The 18811-nt window shown below is 41.3% G+C and carries 17 protein-coding genes; 12 read left to right on the forward strand and 5 right to left on the reverse strand.

Features of this window, described 5'->3' with window-relative positions; genetic code table 11:
* Positions 1–19: 19 nt before the first annotated feature.
* The 4 genes from ubiK to WSC_RS0115995 all read right to left on the reverse strand — a co-directional run bounded on the left by ubiK (position 20) and on the right by WSC_RS0115995 (position 5732).
* A complete protein-coding gene (ubiK, locus tag WSC_RS0115980) occupies positions 20–283 on the reverse strand; it encodes a ubiquinone biosynthesis accessory factor UbiK (RefSeq protein ID WP_016956954.1) in 264 nt (87 codons plus the stop codon).
* Between the two features lie 59 nt (positions 284–342).
* The gene (locus WSC_RS0115985; protein WP_016956955.1) at positions 343–1245 is read right to left on the reverse strand and encodes a DMT family transporter; all 903 of its coding nucleotides are present in this window, start codon (positions 1243–1245) and stop codon (positions 343–345) included.
* Between the two features lie 229 nt (positions 1246–1474).
* The gene (locus WSC_RS0115990; RefSeq protein WP_016956956.1) at positions 1475–2359 is read right to left on the reverse strand and encodes a response regulator transcription factor; all 885 of its coding nucleotides are present in this window, start codon (positions 2357–2359) and stop codon (positions 1475–1477) included.
* Positions 2352–5732: a hybrid sensor histidine kinase/response regulator gene (locus WSC_RS0115995; protein ID WP_016956957.1), complete on the reverse strand. Its 3381-nt coding sequence runs from the start codon at positions 5730–5732 to the stop codon at positions 2352–2354. The genes WSC_RS0115990 and WSC_RS0115995 overlap by 8 nt, the downstream gene beginning before the upstream one ends.
* Positions 5733–5849: 117 nt before the next feature.
* Here WSC_RS0115995 and WSC_RS0116000 point away from each other — a divergent pair, with 117 nt between their 5' ends.
* The 12 genes from WSC_RS0116000 to ureC all read left to right on the forward strand — a co-directional run bounded on the left by WSC_RS0116000 (position 5850) and on the right by ureC (position 18414).
* Positions 5850–6950 carry a hypothetical protein gene (locus tag WSC_RS0116000; protein WP_016956958.1) on the forward strand — a complete coding sequence of 367 codons (1101 nt, stop codon included), beginning with the start codon at positions 5850–5852 and terminating at the stop codon, positions 6948–6950.
* Positions 6931–7158, forward strand: a complete 228-nt coding sequence (locus WSC_RS0116005) for a DUF350 domain-containing protein (RefSeq protein WP_016956959.1) — start codon at positions 6931–6933, stop codon at positions 7156–7158. The genes WSC_RS0116000 and WSC_RS0116005 overlap by 20 nt, the downstream gene beginning before the upstream one ends.
* A 302-nt stretch (positions 7159–7460) precedes the next feature.
* Positions 7461–8402: an outer membrane beta-barrel protein gene (locus tag WSC_RS0116010; protein ID WP_016956960.1), complete on the forward strand. Its 942-nt coding sequence runs from the start codon at positions 7461–7463 to the stop codon at positions 8400–8402.
* A 30-nt stretch (positions 8403–8432) separates the two neighbouring features.
* Positions 8433–9716 carry an urea ABC transporter substrate-binding protein gene (gene urtA / locus WSC_RS0116015; RefSeq protein ID WP_016956961.1) on the forward strand — a complete coding sequence of 428 codons (1284 nt, stop codon included), beginning with the start codon at positions 8433–8435 and terminating at the stop codon, positions 9714–9716.
* Positions 9717–10018: 302 nt separating this feature from the next.
* The gene (gene urtB / locus WSC_RS0116020; protein ID WP_026016894.1) at positions 10019–11638 is read left to right on the forward strand and encodes an urea ABC transporter permease subunit UrtB; all 1620 of its coding nucleotides are present in this window, start codon (positions 10019–10021) and stop codon (positions 11636–11638) included.
* Positions 11638–12750: an urea ABC transporter permease subunit UrtC gene (urtC, locus tag WSC_RS0116025; protein ID WP_016956963.1), complete on the forward strand. Its 1113-nt coding sequence runs from the start codon at positions 11638–11640 to the stop codon at positions 12748–12750. The genes urtB and urtC overlap by 1 nt, the downstream gene beginning before the upstream one ends.
* The gene (gene urtD, locus WSC_RS0116030; protein WP_016956964.1) at positions 12747–13556 is read left to right on the forward strand and encodes an urea ABC transporter ATP-binding protein UrtD; all 810 of its coding nucleotides are present in this window, start codon (positions 12747–12749) and stop codon (positions 13554–13556) included. Before urtC ends, urtD begins: the two co-directional genes overlap by 4 nt.
* Positions 13553–14248: an urea ABC transporter ATP-binding subunit UrtE gene (gene urtE, locus WSC_RS0116035; protein ID WP_016956965.1), complete on the forward strand. Its 696-nt coding sequence runs from the start codon at positions 13553–13555 to the stop codon at positions 14246–14248. Before urtD ends, urtE begins: the two co-directional genes overlap by 4 nt.
* Before the next feature lie 924 nt (positions 14249–15172).
* The gene (locus WSC_RS0116040) at positions 15173–16066 is read left to right on the forward strand and encodes an urease accessory protein UreD (protein WP_026016895.1); all 894 of its coding nucleotides are present in this window, start codon (positions 15173–15175) and stop codon (positions 16064–16066) included.
* A gap of 24 nt (positions 16067–16090) precedes the next feature.
* Positions 16091–16393: an urease subunit gamma gene (locus WSC_RS0116045; RefSeq protein WP_016956967.1), complete on the forward strand. Its 303-nt coding sequence runs from the start codon at positions 16091–16093 to the stop codon at positions 16391–16393.
* Positions 16394–16402: 9 nt separating this feature from the next.
* Positions 16403–16711 (forward strand): urease subunit beta, encoded by a 309-nt coding sequence (locus WSC_RS0116050; protein WP_016956968.1) that lies wholly within the window; start codon positions 16403–16405, stop codon positions 16709–16711.
* A complete protein-coding gene (gene ureC / locus WSC_RS0116055) occupies positions 16711–18414 on the forward strand; it encodes an urease subunit alpha (RefSeq protein ID WP_016956969.1) in 1704 nt (567 codons plus the stop codon). Before WSC_RS0116050 ends, ureC begins: the two co-directional genes overlap by 1 nt.
* A gap of 199 nt (positions 18415–18613) precedes the next feature.
* On the opposite strand, the gene WSC_RS25350 is transcribed toward ureC, so the two are convergent.
* On the reverse strand, positions 18614–18811 hold a 198-nt coding region (locus WSC_RS25350), incomplete at its 5' end, for a hypothetical protein (protein ID WP_237716325.1).

The raw sequence follows: 18811 nt of genomic DNA on the forward strand, positions 1-18811 counted from the left end.
TTAGGGTAAATAACTGGAGTTATTCGCCTTTGTTACTATCGGATAATTTAGCTTCTAATTCAGCCATTTTTTGTTCTAAATCAGCAAGTTTTTCGCGCGTACGCATTAATACACGAGTTTGCACATCAAACTCTTCGCGGGTGACTAAATCAAGCTGAGCTAATTTGCTTTGTAAAACTTGTTTAGTTTTTTCTTCCATCTCACCAGCAAATTGTTTGATACCACTTGGCATAGATTCACTAATTTGATGGGCTATTTCTTCTAATTTTTTCGCGTTGATCATAATCTTTATCGTCTCGAATGAATTGTTTTTATTGTAGCTAGTTACACTGCTAAATTAAATTAAGATTTATGTTTTTTTGACAGATAATAAATCCCGGCAATAACCAAAGCCATGCCTAAAGCATGTACTAGGGTAAAAACTTCATCTAACAAAATAATTGCAAATATTGTGGTTAATACCGGACCTAAGCTGCCAGAAATAGACGCATTGTTCGCGCCTATTTTTTCAATTGCTGCATTCATTAAAAATGATGGAATAACTGTTGCGATAATTGCAATAGCCGCTGCATACAGCAATACTGGTAGTGGTTGTAGCAGATCACTCGGGTTATGGGTCAAGAAAAAATGTATCACAATAGCGACAGTTGCGGCCAACATAGCAATACAGGTAAAAAACTTACTGCCGTATTTACCACTATATTTCTGGCTACCGACCACATAAAAAGAAAAACTTAAACTACTGGCCAGTACCAATAAAGTGCCGGTGATCACAGCTTCGCCTAAGTTAGATAAGTCGTAATAAAAAATCAGCAGTAAACCTGCATAAGCTATGGTTAAGCTGGCCAGTTCAACTAATTTAATCGGCCGTTTTTGCCATAAGGCATTAATAATCAATACAAACGCGGGGTAGGTGTACAAGACTATGCGCTCGTAATGTGCGGTAATAAAATTTAGTGCGTATAAATCTAACCAACTCGCGGCGTAATAACCCATTAAACCTAAAACAATAATGCTAATGATTGAATCACGTGATAAAGGTTGGCGCATTGGTTGTTTTAACACTAAATGCAACATGTATAAATAAAATGGCATTGCCAGCAGCATACGCCATGTCATTAACGTAGTCGTGTCTACGCCATATTCGTATGCAAGCTTAATAAAAATAGATTTGCTCGAGAACATTGCAACAGCAATAAAAGCTAAGCTGAATCCAGAATTAGTTAGAGAGTTGTTTTGTAACACAAATTTCCTTGTGAATGCCAATGTGGATTAAATCAGTTGGCATTGTAACAAGGAGGAGAAAAATAAATTTAAAAATTTTTTGAATTTATTTTAGTTTTTATTGAACTTAGCCGAAATCGCGCAGTCTATTATTATGAATTTAAAGTGTGTTCCTGTTGTATCTCCCTTGTATGCCGCCTGTAGTTATGCTGTAGGCGGCTTTTTTTTGCCTGTTTTTTAGTAGAGCCTGTTAGGATTCACTTTCTAAGATCCGAATTGAAATAGTTGCTGCAGCTGTGCGGTTATCAACATCTAATTTTTTAAAGATTTGTTCTAAGTGTTTATTGACTGTTCTTGGGCTCATTTCGAGGATTTGTGAAATCTCCCAATTTGACTTAGCGTGCGACAGCCAATATAAAACTTCAGCTTCGCGTTTGGTTATAGGCAAATTTTCTTTTAAATCTAGCGCACTGCGTTTAATTCTTTGTTTGCTCAAGCGCAGTAGATGCAAGCCATCTTGCTGGCGTTCATACACAATTTGTAACTGTGGGTTTGATTCAGTTAAGTTTAAAGCTGTTTGTTTATCTTCTTGTGCTAACCATAGTTGCAGCTCTGGTTGTATTTGGCTCCAAGGAGAGGAAATGCCTTTGTAGGCTTGTTCCATCAATTCATATACTTGAGGGGTTGCCCAAGATAGTTCACCTTGTGGATTAACACAAAAAACATTTTTACCAGCATGATCAAGTGCAGTATGGGCGCTTAAGGTTAGCCTAGCGGTATTTAAATGGGTTTTAATCCGTATCAGTACTTCATCGGTCGATATAGGTTTAGTCACATAATCAACACCACCTGCTTCAAACCCTTTAACTACATCCTCTGAATCTGTTAGTCCAGTCATAAAAATAACCGGTATATGTGGGAAAGCTTGTTTAAAACGTTTGCAGGTTTCAAAGCCATCTAACTCTGGCATTATTGCATCCATTAGAATAATGTCGGGTTCCATTTTTTCGGCAATATTGAGTGCTTGTAAACCGTTCAGTGCGACTAAAGCTGTATACCCTGCGGTGTTGAGTGCAATGTTTAACATTCCTAATGATTCTGGTGAATCATCTACTACTAACACAATATTATTCATCGGATTGTTCACCAATTAGGTTTTTTAAGTACTGGCAAATTTGTGAAAAATGGCAGCCTTGGAGTAACTCGGTAATTTTTGCGACCGCTTCTTGTGGGAACGCATACGTTTGTTTTATCTGTTCTAGCTTGTCTTTAAAGCCGGAAAGATAACCGATTTCAGCGAGTTCCAATAAACTTTGATATTGTACGTTTGTCATTGGCAGCTTGTTAGCTAATTCTGGCTGTGTTTGTTGGTTGCTCGTATCTTCGTTGATATATTGATACATCCATTCTAAATCAAGCTGTTGACCAATTTTTTGTAGTAAAACATCTGTGTTAATCGGTTTTGCCATATAGTCATCATGATACCCTGACTCTTGCTCTGTGTCTGCTTCGCGCGCATTGCCAGATACCATAATAATAGGCATAACATATTTTTTTTCGCGCAAAATTCGCGCCAGTTGCCAGCCATTCATTTCTGGCATAGTCACATCTAATAAAATTAAATCTATGGTATTTTGCTCAAGAATAGCCAGTGCCTGAGATGGTTTTTCTGCCATTTGCAAATTAAAGCCAAGTGGACTTAAAAAGTCTGCCATCAAGCGCCGTTGATTAGGATCGTCTTCAACCACTAAGATAGACTTATTTTGTCCTTCGTACGCGACTGCACGCGCTTTTTGAAAATCTGCTTCTTTATTACTACTGTCTATTTTGGCTAACATTAAACTCAGTTTGAAAGTACTGCCTTGACCGAGTTTACTGGTTACAGCAATTTCGCCACCCATCAATTGTGCCAATGATTGCGAAATGGTTAAACCAAGCCCTGTACCACTAATAGCTTGGGTTTGAGTATTTTTAACTCGTTCAAAGGGTTTGAATACTTGCTGTAAATCCGCTGGGGAAATGCCCATACCTGTATCCGACACTTCAAAATGGGCAACTTGGTTGCGGTAAGATACTTTAAATTGGATCGTACCTTGTTGGGTGAATTTAATCGCATTGGATAATAGGTTAATTAAGATCTGCCTAAATCTTTGTTTATCAGTTGCGACCACTTCGGGCAAATTGTTGCTGCACTCAAAAGTAAAAACTAACCCTTTGTTATTTGCTTGCAGCTTAAACATATCAGCGAGCTGATTTAGAAACGGCTTGATTTGTACTTCATCACGCTGCAAGTGCATACGACCTGCTTCAATTTTGGAGATTTCTAATAAACCTTCAATTAAATCGGCTAAATGTTCACCACTACGTTTTAAGATACCGATAGATTCACGCTGTTTATCTGGGATAGCTTTGTCTTGGCTAAGCAGCTGAGCATAACCCAATAATACATTGAGCGGCGTGCGTAACTCATGACTCAAACCTGTTAGATAACGGGTTTTTGCTTGGTTGGCAGACTCTGCCGCTTCTTTTGCTTGTTGCAAAGCTTGGTAGGTTTTTTCATGCGCTTCTATCTCATGCGCTAATGCTTTAGTTTGACTGCGCAGTTCTAACAAAGCTAAGCGATTACTGCTGCGCGCTAAGATAAATAACCAACTGACGACACCAATAATTATCAACAATAAGAAGAATATTTTAACTAATGTCGCGCCAAAAACGGTTTTCAGTTGGATATCCGAATCAGGTACTTGCAGGTAAATTAAAAACAAAATGCCTGCACCAATTAAGCTTAAGGTTAGGGTTACACCAACAAATTGCATGGTTGGTGAGCTTAAAGTTTTTAGCTGCTGGCGGGTTAAAATTCGTTGGAAAAAATGCTGCGCTTGCGCAAATAAAGTTGCATCTTCGCGGCATTGATCGCCACAGCGCACATCTAAACTACAACATAAAGAGCATATATGTTTGCCGTAGGCCGGGCAGTGGGTCATATCTTCCGCATCAAAGGTATTTTCACAAATATGACATTTAGTTGGCTGAGTGATATTAAAATCGCGATTTGGTAATAAGTAGTATTTACCTCGGGTGGCAACCGCAATAAGCGGCGCTGTGATTAACGGCAAAAAGAACGCGAGGTAAGAAGCATAAGCTTCAACCCAAATACCATACCAGCCAAAATGGCCGGTAAAACCAACAAAAGAAGCGATTAACATAGAGCCAACACCAACAGGGTTAATGTCGTATAAATGTGAGCGCTTAAACTCTATATGTTTGGGGCTTAACCCTAGCGGTTTATTAATAATTAAATCGGCGACGACTGAGCTTAACCAAGCAAGAACTAACACAGAATAGACTTGCAGCATGCTTTCAATGGTTTGATAAATACCAAGTTCCATTAATAGCAGGGCGATAGCAACATTAAAAAACATCCAGACGACTCGCCCTGGATGGTTGTGGGTAACCCGTGAGAAGAAATTCGACCAAGCAAGTGAGCCAGCATAAGCATTAGCCACATTAATTTTCAGCTGTGAAATCACCACAAAAGATGCGGCTAAAACAACTGCTATGGTAGAGTTATCAATAACATAACCAAACGCGACTTGATACATATGTGCTGGATCGTCCGCAACATCTGCCGGAATACCTTGTTTAAGTGCAAGCCAAGCTAAAAATGAACCCAAAAAGAGTTTGGCCGCGCCAAATATCATCCAGCCTGGACCTGCTAGTACTAGCGCAGTCCACCAGCGCCAAGCTTGTTTCTGTGGTTTCTCCGGCAAAAAGCGTAAAAAGTCGACCTGCTCACCAATTTGTGCAACAAGCGATAATAAAATGGCTGAAGCTGCGCCAAATAAAAGTGGATTAAAAGCAGCGCCGTCTTCTCCAGCATAACCGCTAAATTCAAACCATTCGTCTAATTTACTGTCAGGATGATTAAATACATAAATGAGTGGGACGATTTGCAGAATAATCCAAATTGGCTGAGTCCATACCTGAAAACGGCTGATATTGGTAATACCATGGGTAACCAAGGGTAATACAATCAGTGCGCTGATCACATAACCAATTGCTAATGGCAGATCAAACAGCAGTTTAAGTGCCATTGACATAACGGCGGCTTCAAGCGCAAAAAAGATAAAAGTAAAAGAGGCGTAAATTAGCGAAGCTATGGTTGAACCTATATAACCAAAACCTGCGCCACGGCTGAGCAGATCAATATCTACCCCGTATTTGGCCGCGTAATAACTAATGGGCAATCCACTAAAAAAAACCACGGCAACAACCGCGATAATTGCCCAAGCAGAATTAACAAAACCATAGTTGAGGGTAATTGCACCACCTATGGCTTCTAATACTAAAAACGAGACTATGCCAAGTGCGGTATTGGCTATCCACATGGATGACCATTTGCGCGCACGTTTTGCGGTGAAACGTAGCGCAAAATCTTCCATCATTTCGTTGGCAACCAACTTGTTATAAGTACGCCTGGTGTGGCGAATTTTTTGCCTTGAGTGCATAATCAACTTTTTCTACTAACTTGACGGCAGTTTAACAGGCGAGCAAGTTGGCTGTATATGCGTAGATGTACGTAGGTTTTTCAAGTGCACAAAAAGTAACAAATGAGATAACACAGGGTGAAGGAATTTTTTTATAAAATAGTTGGCGCTGGTTTAATTTGGTTTGGACTATGGATTTACTTCACGTTTTTTCAAACAAGTTTTGCCGACAAATACCCAATTGCCCAACAAGTGGAAGTGTTAGCAGACCGCCCCGATAAAGCTGTTAAATTGATTAATCAGCAACTCACTCAAGCAGAGTTACCGTTAGAGCTTAAAGTTTGGTTATTGAATACCGCCGCCGAGCATTATTACCAGATGTGGCATTTCCATAAGCAGTTAAATATGTTGCAACAAGCTTATAAACTAACAGGCAGTGATTACCATAAGCAGCGCATTGTTGAGGTCAAAAATTTAATCAACCGCAATCAAGGTGAACGCAAACTACGTCAAAATTATTTAGATATGCGTGATACCGGCATGAATAAAAAATTAACTGGCAAAGTGATCTTAGCTTATGTATTTGTCGATGATAATTTGTGGAGCCGCTGGTCAAATCAAGACAGGTTAAACGCTATGTCAAATGCGGATGTAGCAAGCGATTGGCTGCAAAAATCAGCCAAACAATATGCAATCAATAATTTAGATTTTGAACAAAGGTTTTTCTTTTTATCTATTCCGAAACGAATCAATAATCGTACCGTTCGAGATCAAAAATATTTTGCTTATATCACAGAGCAATTACTCAATTATCAAAAATATCCTGATTTAAAAACATGGCTGAATTATTTAACTGGTGGTGATAAAAACAGTCAAGTTGCACTGATTTTTCATACTAATAATGATGACAGATCATTTGCGAGAACTTGCGGTAAAGGTCATTGTTATTTTGAACATGTGCAACTTATCACGCAATACAAAATAAACAAACTGTGGCATTTTCAACAGGTATTACCGCACGAGTTATTACATTTATTTGGCGCAGCCGATTTATACAATATTGAAAATGCCAAAAGTTATGCGACTACAGACATAATGAATTATTACTCTAGCCAACTGAACTACAGTAGTATTGAGCCAATAACCGCATGGTCAGTTGGTTGGTTAACTGAAGCACCAAAAACACCATTTAAAATAACCACACAAAGAGAAGCTTATTATGGAAATCACCAGCATTAGCCAAAACATCACCTTTTTAGCCATTAACCTAGCGTACGCTTTGATTTGTTTATTTGTCAGCGTACTGGCGTTAATCATTATTGATAAGTTTATTTTCCGTGATATCAACTTTAATGAAGAGATTAAAAAGGGCAATGTTGCAGTGGCGATTTTGCAGTCTGTTATTTTGATATTTGTTGGTTTGGTGGTGTCTATTGCGATGACTTAAGTGTTGAGTACTATCAGATGTATAATCGCAGCAAAAGTTTATTGTGCTAATTTGCCTAGCTAGAGCAAATTAGCTGAGCTTTTATTTTTAATATCTTCATCAATTTTTAAAAACTACGTCATTTGACGTATGCCCCTGCGCAGTTTGACGAATATCCCCTCTAGCGCTTTCGCGCAATACTAACCACAGTCGTAAACAAGGCAGTACTCATAAGCCAATTTCCCAATTGTGATGGCTGTTTTGTTTACGACCCCAAACACTGCAAATAACAAGGTTAAGCAAACTACTTCAGGGGTATTACAATGAGCAAAATCAAACGTACAGCTTTAAGTATCGCAGCTGCGCTAGCTACAGTAACAGCATCACCAGCGGTAAATGCAGGTGACTTCAGTTTAACAGACAACCTATCAGTAACTGGTTTTATTGATATGTCTTACGTGTACACAGATGCAGATGGCGCAAGCTCAGAGTCATCTTCTGGTTTAGACCAATTTGAAATTGATTTGGTTTATAGCTTTGACGACAAGTTAAAAGCGCAAGTAGATTTAGAATACAAAGATTCATACGGTGCGGTTGATTTAGAGCAAGCATTTTTTACCTACGCAGTGACAGATGAGTTCACGTTAAAAGCGGGTCGTTTCTTAAGCTACTCTGGTTGGGAAACTGAAGAGCCTACAGGCTTGTTCCAATACTCAGGTACAGGTTATGCACCTTATTTCTATGGTTACTACCAACAAGGTATTTCTGGTTTATATAGCACTGACAGCTTCGCAGTTGCCCTTTCTGTAATCAATAGCCCATACAGCCCTGAAGACACAGATAGTGAAAAACCTGGCTACGAAGCTATGGTCGCTATCATGCCAACTGATTCAATTACAGTTAAAGCTTTCTACTTATCAGATGAAGACACCAACACAACTAACGTTTGGGCTTCTTACGCAGTTGGCGATTTAACTTTAGCCGCTGAATATAACTTAGGTGACTACGCAAACGGCAATGACGGTTCTGGTTACTTATTAATGGCTAACTATGCTATGGGCTCAGCTGGTATCACAGTTCGCTATCATGATTTTGAAATTGAAACTGCAGCAGGTGCATTGTTTGATGACGGCAGCGCAATAACTATCTCGCCTAGCTACGCAGTAAGCGATAACTTACTTATGGTGTTCGAATACCGTATGGATGAAAGTGATGTTAGAGGCGACAGCGATTCAATCGCAGTTGAAGCTTTAATCTCTTTCTAAGCACTACACATAACTTGAGGAATTATTATTATGAAACTTAAAAAACTGATAGCAGCTAGCTCTATTATCGCCAGTAGCTTAGTAACACAAATGGCTATGGCAGCAGACACTATTAAAGTAGGTGTATTGCACTCATTATCCGGCACTATGGCAATCTCTGAAACAACCTTGAAAGACACTGTGTTGATGATGATTGAAGAGCAAAATAAAGCCGGTGGTTTATTAGGTAAAAAGTTAGAGCCAGTGGTGGTTGACCCAGCATCTAACTGGCCATTGTTCGCGGAAAAAACTCGTGAACTATTAGCTAAAGAAAAAGTAGACGTAATCTTTGGTTGTTGGACTTCGGTATCACGTAAATCTGTGTTACCAGTAATTGAAGAGTTAAATGGCTTAATGTTCTACCCAGTACAATACGAAGGTGAAGAGTCATCGAAAAACGTATTCTACACAGGCGCGTCACCAAATCAACAAGCTATTCCAGCAGTTGATTATTTGATGAATGATATCGGCGCTGAGCGTTGGGTATTATTAGGTACTGACTATGTTTACCCACGTACCACCAACAAAATCTTAGAAGCTTACTTAAAAGCTCAAGGTGTTGCGGATAAAGACATTATGATCAACTACACGCCTTTCGGTCATTCAGACTGGCAGAGCATAGTAGCTGAAGTTAAAAAATTCGGTTCTAAAGGCAAGAAAACTGCAGTTGTTTCAACTATTAATGGTGATGCAAACGTACCTTTCTACAAAGAATTAGGTAACCAAGGCATCTCAGCTGAAGACATTCCTGTAGTTGCATTCTCCGTAGGTGAAGAAGAGTTATCTGGCTTCGACACTAGCCCATTAGTTGGTCACTTAGCGGCTTGGAACTACTTCCAAAGTGTTGAAAGTGATGAAAACACTAAGTTCATCAAAGCTTGGAAAAAATACATTGGTGACAACAAGCGTGTAACTAACGACCCAATGGAAGCGACGTACATTGGTTTCAAAATGTGGGCGAAAGCTGTTGAGAAAGCAGGTACGACAGAGGTAGATGCAGTTGAGCAAGCCATGATAGGTATTACTGTACCTAACTTAACCGGTGGTACTGCGGTTATGAACTCAAACCATCACTTATCTAAGCCAGTGTTAATTGGTGAAATTCAAGAAAATGGTCAGTTCGAAGTTGTTTGGCAAACACCTGACACAGTAATTGGTGACGCTTGGTCTGACTTCTTACCTAGCTCGAAAAACCTAATTGCTGATTGGACAGCACCAGTTAAATGCGGCAACTTCGACATTAAAACTGGTAAGTGTTCAGGCCAAAACTTCTAATAATAGCAAGATATTAAATGTGCCGTGTGTTTGGCACTCCGCCAAACACACAAGGGCAAAGCTTAAAGTGAGTTGAGCAACAAACAGAGGGGGGAAGTAAGTTAATCACAAAGTCTCATTCGCATGGATGCGAATGCGAAGCTTACAAGGATGTATTCACAGCGCCTTTGTGAGGAATTTACCTTCTCCCCGCAAGAGTTCGCGAACATAAGCCAGCCCAAAATAACTCCCAAGGTGTTGCTGTTAGCTAGTGGCAGCAGCACCAACCCAAATACGAAGTAACAAACATGAAGGATGCCGCAATGCTGCGAATATTCTGTCTCACACTCTCCATACTGCTGGCGAGTTTTTCGGCTCAAGCCGATGAATTTTCCCAGTTGGTTAACCAACTGCCCAGCAAGTCTCTGCGCAACATTACCCCTTTATTGGAACAAATTGCGGCTCACCCCGATGAGCGAACTAAAACCGTATTAACTGAAATTTTAAACGGCGATCTTTACTACAAGAAAAATAACAAACAAGTAGTGAGCATTCGCAAAACGCCAGATGGTGATTATCAACTAACTGACGTGTTAACTGGTGATGACCTTGGCACAGCCAGTAAATCATCAATGAAAAAGGTTAAAACCAGTAACCGAATTCGTAGCACAATTCGTGGACTAATCGCTCAGCTTGATTTAACCCACAAAAATGCCGAGGTACGTTTAGCTGCGGTTAAACAGATTCTGGACTCCCCAGACGACGAAACAATCGAGCTGCTAACTCAGTTAGTGACAAAAGAACAAGATTCAACAGTTGCAGATTTAATGCAAACTGCCATAGGTGTGAATACCTTAAAAAATGGCAATGCCGAAGAGAAATTAGCCGTTGCCAAAGCTTTGCGTGACAGCTTACAACCAGCAGTACGCAATGCTATGGTGAATCAATTGGCATTGTTGGATGAAGTTGAAAAAAGCCAACTTAGCGCAACGGAAAAACAGTTAAAAACTGAGTTAACCAGTGCGATAGATAAAATTAAACAAAAACGTTCGATTTACGAATTTATCGAAAATATGTTTTTTGGTTTAAGCCTAGGTTCAGTGCTATTGCTAGCGGCAATTGGTTTAGCCATTACTTTTGGGGTAATGGGTGTAATTAACATGGCGCATGGCGAGATGATCATGTTAGGTGCTTACACTACATATGTTATCCAATTAATGTTCCCACAATGGATTGATTATTCGTTGTTTATTGCTATTCCTGCGGCGTTTTTAGTCTCTGGTTTTGTTGGGGTATTAATTGAACGTGGTGTTATCCGCTTCTTAAAAGGTCGCCCGTTAGAAACCTTGTTAGCAACTTTTGGTATCAGCTTAATTTTACAACAGTTGGTTCGTACTATTTTCTCGCCGTTAAACCGCACAGTTGCTGCGCCTGAATGGATGAGTGGTTCATGGCAAATTAACCCAATTTTCTCAATTACCTATAACCGTTTATACATCATCATTTTTGCTTTAACCGTGTTCTTCGCCTTGCTGGCATTTATGAAGCGTTCATCACTTGGCTTACATGTAAGAGCGGTGGCGCAAAACCGTGAAATGGCACGCGCGTTAAGTGTGCGCAGTGACAGGGTTGATGCCATTACCTTTGGTTTAGGCTCGGGTATTGCTGGTATTGCGGGCGTGGTGTTAAGCCAATTAACTAACGTAGGGCCAAACTTAGGCCAGTCGTACATTATCGACTCTTTCTTAGTAGTTGTGTTTGGTGGTGTTGGCAACTTGTGGGGCACCTTAGTTGCCGCTATGTCACTCGGTTCAATCAACAAATTCTTAGAGCCACTAACAGGTTCAGTACTAGCCAATATTATCGTGCTAGTTGGTTTAGTGTTGTTTATTCAAAAACGACCTAAAGGTTTATTCCCACAAAAAGGGAGGTCTGCAGACTAATGGCTGATTTATTTAAAAAACTAGGCAGTTTGCCTGTAGTCGTAGGTTGTTTATTTATTACAACTTTATATGTGTCGGTATGTAACTTAGCGTTTCCTGAAGGCTCAGCGTTGCACGTGAGTACTTATACTGTCACCTTATTTGGTAAATACTTGTGTTACGCATTATTGGCGTTAGCGGTTGATTTAGTTTGGGGGTACTGCGGTATTTTAAGCCTAGGTCACGGCGCATTTTTTGCCCTCGGCGGTTATGCCATGGGCATGTACTTAATGCGTCAAATTGGCGACCGTGGTGTATACGGCAACCCTGAATTACCTGACTTTATGGTGTTTTTAAACTGGGATGCCTTGCCTTGGTATTGGGCGGGATCCGACAGCTTTATCTGGATGATGGTAATGGTAGTCGCAGCACCAGGTTTATTAGCTTATATCTTCGGTACTATGGCATTTCGCTCACGTGTAAGTGGTGTGTATTTGTCGATTATGACTCAGGCGGTTACTTACGCCTTAATGCTTGCTTTCTTCCGTAACGAAATGGGTTTTGGTGGCAACAATGGTTTAACCGACTTTAAAGATATTCTAGGTTTCTCGTTGCAGTCAGACACAACACGTATTGCGTTATTTGCTACCACAGCAACTTTCTTAGCAATTGGTTTTGCGGTTTGTCACTTTATCGTTAACTCAAAAATGGGACGTGTAGTAACCGCCATTCGTGATTCTGAAAACCGAGTACGTTTTATTGGTTATAAACCTGAAAACTACAAAGTTTGGATCTTCGTTGTTTCGGCTATGTTGGCTGGTATCGCAGGCGCTTTATATGTTCCGCAAGTGGGTATCATCAACCCAGGTGAATTCTCGCCGTTAAGCTCAATTGAAATGGTTGTTTGGGTGGCTATTGGCGGTCGTGGTTCTTTATATGGTGCGATTATTGGTGCGATTGTTGTGAGCTACGCAAAAACACGTTTTACCGCAATTATGCCTGAAGCTTGGTTATATGCATTGGGCGGCTTGTTTGTATTGGTAACCTTGTTATTGCCAAAAGGCATTGCCGGATTTTTCCCTGCGATTGCAGCGCGTTTTAATCAGAAAAAATTAGCCGAGGTGAAGTCATGAGCCGTGAAGCGGGTAGCCCGTTATTAGAAGAAGAAAACATCAAGCCAGACACGCGCCACGGGGTTATTTTATACGTGGAAGATGTCAGCGTAAGTTTTGATGGCTTTAAAGCATTAAACGATTTAAGCCTTTATATTAACGATGGTGAATTACGCTGTTTAATTGGCGCAAATGGTGCCGGTAAAACTACCTTGATGGATGTAATTACCGGTAAAACTCGCCCAGATGTTGGTAAAGTCAGTTTTGGTCAACAAGTTAATTTGTTGGAAATGGACGAAGCACAAATTGCTCGTGCTGGTATTGGTCGAAAATTCCAAAAGCCAACTGTATTTGAAAACTTAACAGTGTTTGAAAATTTAGAGTTAAGTTTACATGGTGATAAAGGTATTTGGGCTAATTTGTTCCATAAATTATCTGGCGAGCAGAGCGATGAAATTGCACAGATTCTTCACACCATAGGTTTAGTTGGTGAATGTAACATGCAAGCTGGCGCGTTATCTCATGGGCAAAAACAGTGGTTAGAAATTGGTATGTTGTTAGCGGCTAAACCAAGACTATTGCTGGTGGATGAACCTGTTGCTGGTATGACAGCGCAAGAAACTGAACGCACCGCTGAGTTATTAACCTCGCTTGCGGGTGATCACTCTGTGGTGGTAGTTGAGCATGACATGGCGTTTGTTCGTTCAATTGCGCGCAAAGTGACTGTGTTGCATCAAGGTAGTGTTTTGGCTGAAGGCAGCATGTCTGAGATTCAATCTAACCCAGAAGTTGTGCGTGTGTATTTAGGTGAGGAGACTGGCGAATGATTGAGCTTAAAGATGTAAATCAAAAATACGGCGGCACGCAGATTTTGTGGAACCTAAATATGAAAATAGAAAAAGGTTCGCGCACTTGTATTATGGGTCGTAACGGTGTGGGTAAAACCACTTTGTTAAAGTGCATTATGGGCATGTTGCCGGTTAGCACTGGCTCTGTAACTATTAACGATTTGGATATGACCAAAAAGTCGGTTGAGCAGCGTCCGGAAATTGGTGTGGGTTATGTGCCACAAGGCCGACATATTTTTGGCCAGTTAACGGTTGAAGAAAATTTAAAGGTGAGTTTGAACTGTAAACGTCAAGGAAGTAAAACCATTCCTGAATCTGTTTTTGAGTTATTTCCGGTACTTAAAGAGATGTTGCATCGCCGTGGTGGTGATTTATCCGGCGGTCAACAGCAGCAGTTAGCAATTGCGCGTGCATTGGTGTTGAATCCTGATATTCTGATTTTAGATGAACCAAATGAGGGTATTCAGCCAAATATTGTTCAGTTGATTCGTGATGTGTTGTTGAAGCTGAATAAAGAGCAGGGCATGACTATTGTTTTAGTTGAGCAGAAGTTACCTTTTGCCCGTGCTGTTGGTGAGCAGTTTCATTTGATGGAGAAAGGTGAGGTTGTTGCTTCTGGGCCAATGGCTGATTTGGATGATGAGTTAGTTGGTAAATATTTAGCTGTTTAGGGTAAGTCGCTGCTAGTTTGGTGGCAGGGAAAGTAAAGTTGCATGGGGTATTATTTGCAAAAACGCTGCAAGCCATCCATGGCCCGCTCGCAAACGGCTTCCATGCCGATTGAAGTTTTGCAAACAACACGCCCATCCACCTTTTGGGCACTGGTGTTGCGATTGGTGATTGGCCGCTGCTAGTTGTGTGGCAGGGAAAGTAAAGTTGCATGGGGTATTATTTGCAAAAACGCTGCAAGGCCATCCATGGCCCGCTCGCAAACGGCATCCATGCCGATTGAAGTTTTGCAAACAACACTCCCATCCACCTTTCTAGCACTGGTGTTGCGTTGAGTTTATTGGCAGCAATAAAAGAGTTGGAAAAAGCGGGTTTGAATGCTGATTTTTTAAAACTTCTTTATCAGGGATGATAAAGCAGAGCCTATAGGGATATATTCACGGCGATTTTAAAAAATTATGCTTCAAACTTGCTTCGTAGCAGGGAGTTAAAAGCGCTGCTAGTAGGGTGGCAGGGAAAGTTAAGGCGAATGGGGAATTGCTCGAAAAAACGCGGTGAATACATCCATGTACGCTTCGCTTTTTCATCCCTGAAAAAGAGATTTTTCGACCAACACGCCCACCCACCTTTTTAGCACTGGTGTTGCGTTGAGTTTATTGGCAGCAATAAAAGTGTTGGAAGAAGCGGGTTTGAATGCTGATTTTTTAAAACTTCTTTATCAGGGATGATAAAGCAGAGCCTATAGGGATATATTCACGGCGATTTTAAAAAATTATGCTTCAAACTTGCTTCATGGTACTGGTGACCAGCGAGTCTGCGTATTAACCACGATTCCTGACTGATTGGGAATCCTCGATGTTGCCGCGAGTGTACTGGCAGCGATAAAAATGTTTAGAAAGCAAGGTAGAAGAACAAAAGAAGGTACTATGACAATAACAGCAAGCGCCCAACCACAACAAAGACAATGGTTAGCGCAGCTAGATTTAACATTCAGCCAAACAGCACATGGCAGCCGACTAAGCCATATAAAACGAAATGGTCCATTGTCGGTACAAAAAGCCTTTTATCCAGAAGGGCCAGATTGCGCACATGTGTACCTGTTGCACCCACCTGCAGGCATAGTCTCGGGGGACGAGTTATACATAACCGCCAAAACTGAAGAAAACAGCCAAGCTTTGTTAACCACGCCGGGCGCGAATCGTTTTTATCGTGCGCGTGAAAATGCCCAAATTGGTCATGCGCTGCAGTTGCAGGACACCGCCTATACAGTCGCAGCGAACTCAAGACTTGAGCACTTACCGCAAGAAACCTTAATCTATCCAAATGCCAATGCTAAAAATAATCTAACCGTGCATGTGGATAAACAAGGTGTTTATTTGGGGTGGGATGTTATATCGCTCGGTTTACCGGCAATAGGCAAAGAATTTGAACAGGGTAAGTTTGAGCAGTTAACGCAAATTTATATCGACAACAAACTCGCTATTCACGACAGGTTAGTGATTGCGCCTGAAAACAAATTATTACTCGCGCGTGCAGGTTTGGCCAACAATCCTATTATCGGCACTTTTTATATCACAGCGCCAAGTAAATTAACCGACAAACTCGCGCAGCAAGATTTGCTTGATGCACTACGCTTACAAGTTGAACAAGCTGAGTTAACTCAAAAGGTTAGTATTAGTTTAATTGAAAATGTGTACGTTATTCGTTACTTAGGCCAACGCAGCGCTGAGTGTAAAAAAATATTTATCGCCCTTTGGCAAACAACTCGCCAAGCTTTGTATCAAAGCCAAGTGGCGCAACCAAGAATCTGGTTAACATAGAACAACTAGCAAAGAGAACTGATTATGGATTTATTACCAAGAGAAAAAGACAAACTGCTGATTTTCACCGCAGCTTTGTTAGCGGAGCGACGTTTAAATCGCGGTTTAAAACTCAATTATCCAGAAGCCATGGCTTATATTTCCATGGAAATTATTGAAGGTGCGCGCGATGGTAAAACCGTTGCTGAGCTAATGGATTATGGTCGCACTTTGTTAACCCGTGATCAGGTTATGGAAGGCATAGCTGAATTAATCCCTGAAGTACAAGTTGAAGCAACCTTCCCAGACGGCACTAAGCTAGTAACAGTGCACAACCCAATTGTATAGGAGCGCAGCATGATTCCTGGTGAAATTAAAACACCTGCGGGTGAACATCAACTGAATGTTGGTCGCACAAAAATTACTTTAGAGGTAGTTAACAGTGGTGATCGCCCTGTGCAAGTTGGTTCGCACTACCATTTTTACGAAGCAAACCCTGCACTTAAATTCGATCGTGAAAAAGCATATGGTTTTCGTTTAGACATTACTGCCGGCACAGCAGTACGTTTTGAGCCAGGTCAAGAGCGTGAAGTTACCTTAGTTGTTTATGCTGGTAAGCGCAAAGTATATGGTTTTAGAGGCGAAGTGATGGGAGGGCTGAAATAATGTCGAGTATAGATAAACACGCATACGCACATATGTTTGGCCCGACAGTTGGCGACAAAGTACGTTTGGCCGACACTGAATTGTGGATAGAAGTCGAAAAAGATTTCACAACCTATGGTGAAGAAGTCAAATTTGGTGGTGGTAAAGTTATTCGTGATGGTATGGGGCAAAGCCAAGCGTCGTGCCATAAAACGGTGGATTTGGTGATTACTAATGCGCTGATTTTAGATCACTGGGGCATAGTTAAAGCGGATATAGGTGTTAAAGATGGTCGCATCGCCATTATAGGTAAAGCGGGTAATCCTGATGTGCAAGACAATATTGATATCGAAGTAGGCCCTGGTACTGAGGTTATTGCTGGTGAAGGGCAAATAATCACAGCGGGTGGCATAGATGCGCATATTCATTTTATTTGCCCACAGCAAGTTGAAGAAGCGCTAATGTCTGGCGTAACCACTATGATAGGTGGTGGTACTGGCCCTGCTACAGGTTCGAATGCGACAACTTGTACACCTGGCCCGTGGAACATCTTTAAAATGTTGCAAGCGACCAACGATATGCCGATGAACTTTGGTTTTTTAGGTAAAGGTAATGCAAGTTTGCCGCTGGCGTTAGAGGAACAAATTGAAGCCGGTGTTTGTGGTTTAAAACTACATGAAGACTGGGGTACAACACCACAAGCTATTGATACCTGTTTAGGTGTGGCGGAAAAGTACGATGTGCAAATAGCTATTCATACTGACACTTTAAATGAATCAGGTTTTGTCGAAGATACTATTGGTGCGTTTAAAGGTCGCACCATTCATACGTATCACACAGAAGGTGCAGGTGGTGGTCATTCACCGGATATTATTCGTGCATGTGGCGAAGAAAACGTATTGCCATCTTCAACCAATCCAACCAGACCGTACACAATCAATACCATTGATGAACATTTGGATATGTTGATGGTGTGCCATCATTTAGATCCAAATATCCCTGAAGATATCGCTTTTGCTGACTCACGTATTCGTAAAGAAAGTATTGCTGCGGAAGATATCATGCATGATATAGGTGCTATCAGTATGATCGCCTCTGACTCTCAAGCTATGGGTCGTGTAGGTGAGATGATCTGCCGTACTTGGCAAACCGCGCACAAGATGAAAGTACAGCGTGGGCCTTTAGCACCTGATACTGAAGAAAACGATAACTTCCGCGCCAAGCGTTATATCGCTAAATACACTATAAATCCTGCAATTAGCCATGGTGTTAGCCATGAGATTGGCTCGGTTGAAGTGGGTAAATTAGCTGATTTAGTGTTATGGAAACCGGCATTTTTTGGCATTAAACCTTCATTAATTTTGAAGAGTGGTTTTATTGCCGCTGCCCCTATGGGTGATGCCAATGCGTCTATCCCAACACCTCAACCTGTGTATTATCGCCCTATGTTTGGTGCGCATGGGCAAGCTGCGGCTAAAACTTCGATGACGTTTTTATCGCAAGCTGCGGTCGAGAAAAAAGTGCCTGAGCAGTTGGGGTTAACGCGCATGATTGGTGTGTGTAAGAACACTCGTAATATCGGTAAGAAGGATATGATCCATAACTCATTAACGCCTAAAGTTGAGGTTGATCCGCAAACTTATGAGGTAACGGCTGATGGTGTGTTGTTAACTTGTGAGCCAGCAACTGAATTACCGTTGGCGCAGCGATATTGTTTATTTTAGTTCTGGTGTTGCGGCTAGTGGTAGTCGCTGCTGGTTTGGTGGCAGGGAAGGTAAAGCTGCATGGGGAATTATTTGCAAAAACGCTGCAAGGCCATCCATGGCCCGCTCGCAAACGGCATCCATGCCGATTGAAGTTTTGCAAATAACACACCCATACACTTTTCTAGCACTGGTGTTGCGGTGAGTTTTAAAGGTGCTGCTAGTTTGGTGGCAGGGAAGTTAAAGCTGCATGGGGAATTATTTGCAAAAACGCTGCAAGGCCATCCATGGCCCGCTCACAAACGGCCTCCATGCCGATTGAAGTTTTGCAAATAACACACCCATACACCTTTTGGGCACAGGCATTGCGGTGAGTTTTAAAGGCGCTGCTAGTTTTGTGGCAGGGAAGAGCAAGGTG

Source organism: Catenovulum agarivorans YM01 (assembly GCF_000281085.1).
Lineage (GTDB): Bacteria > Pseudomonadota > Gammaproteobacteria > Enterobacterales > Alteromonadaceae > Catenovulum > Catenovulum agarivorans.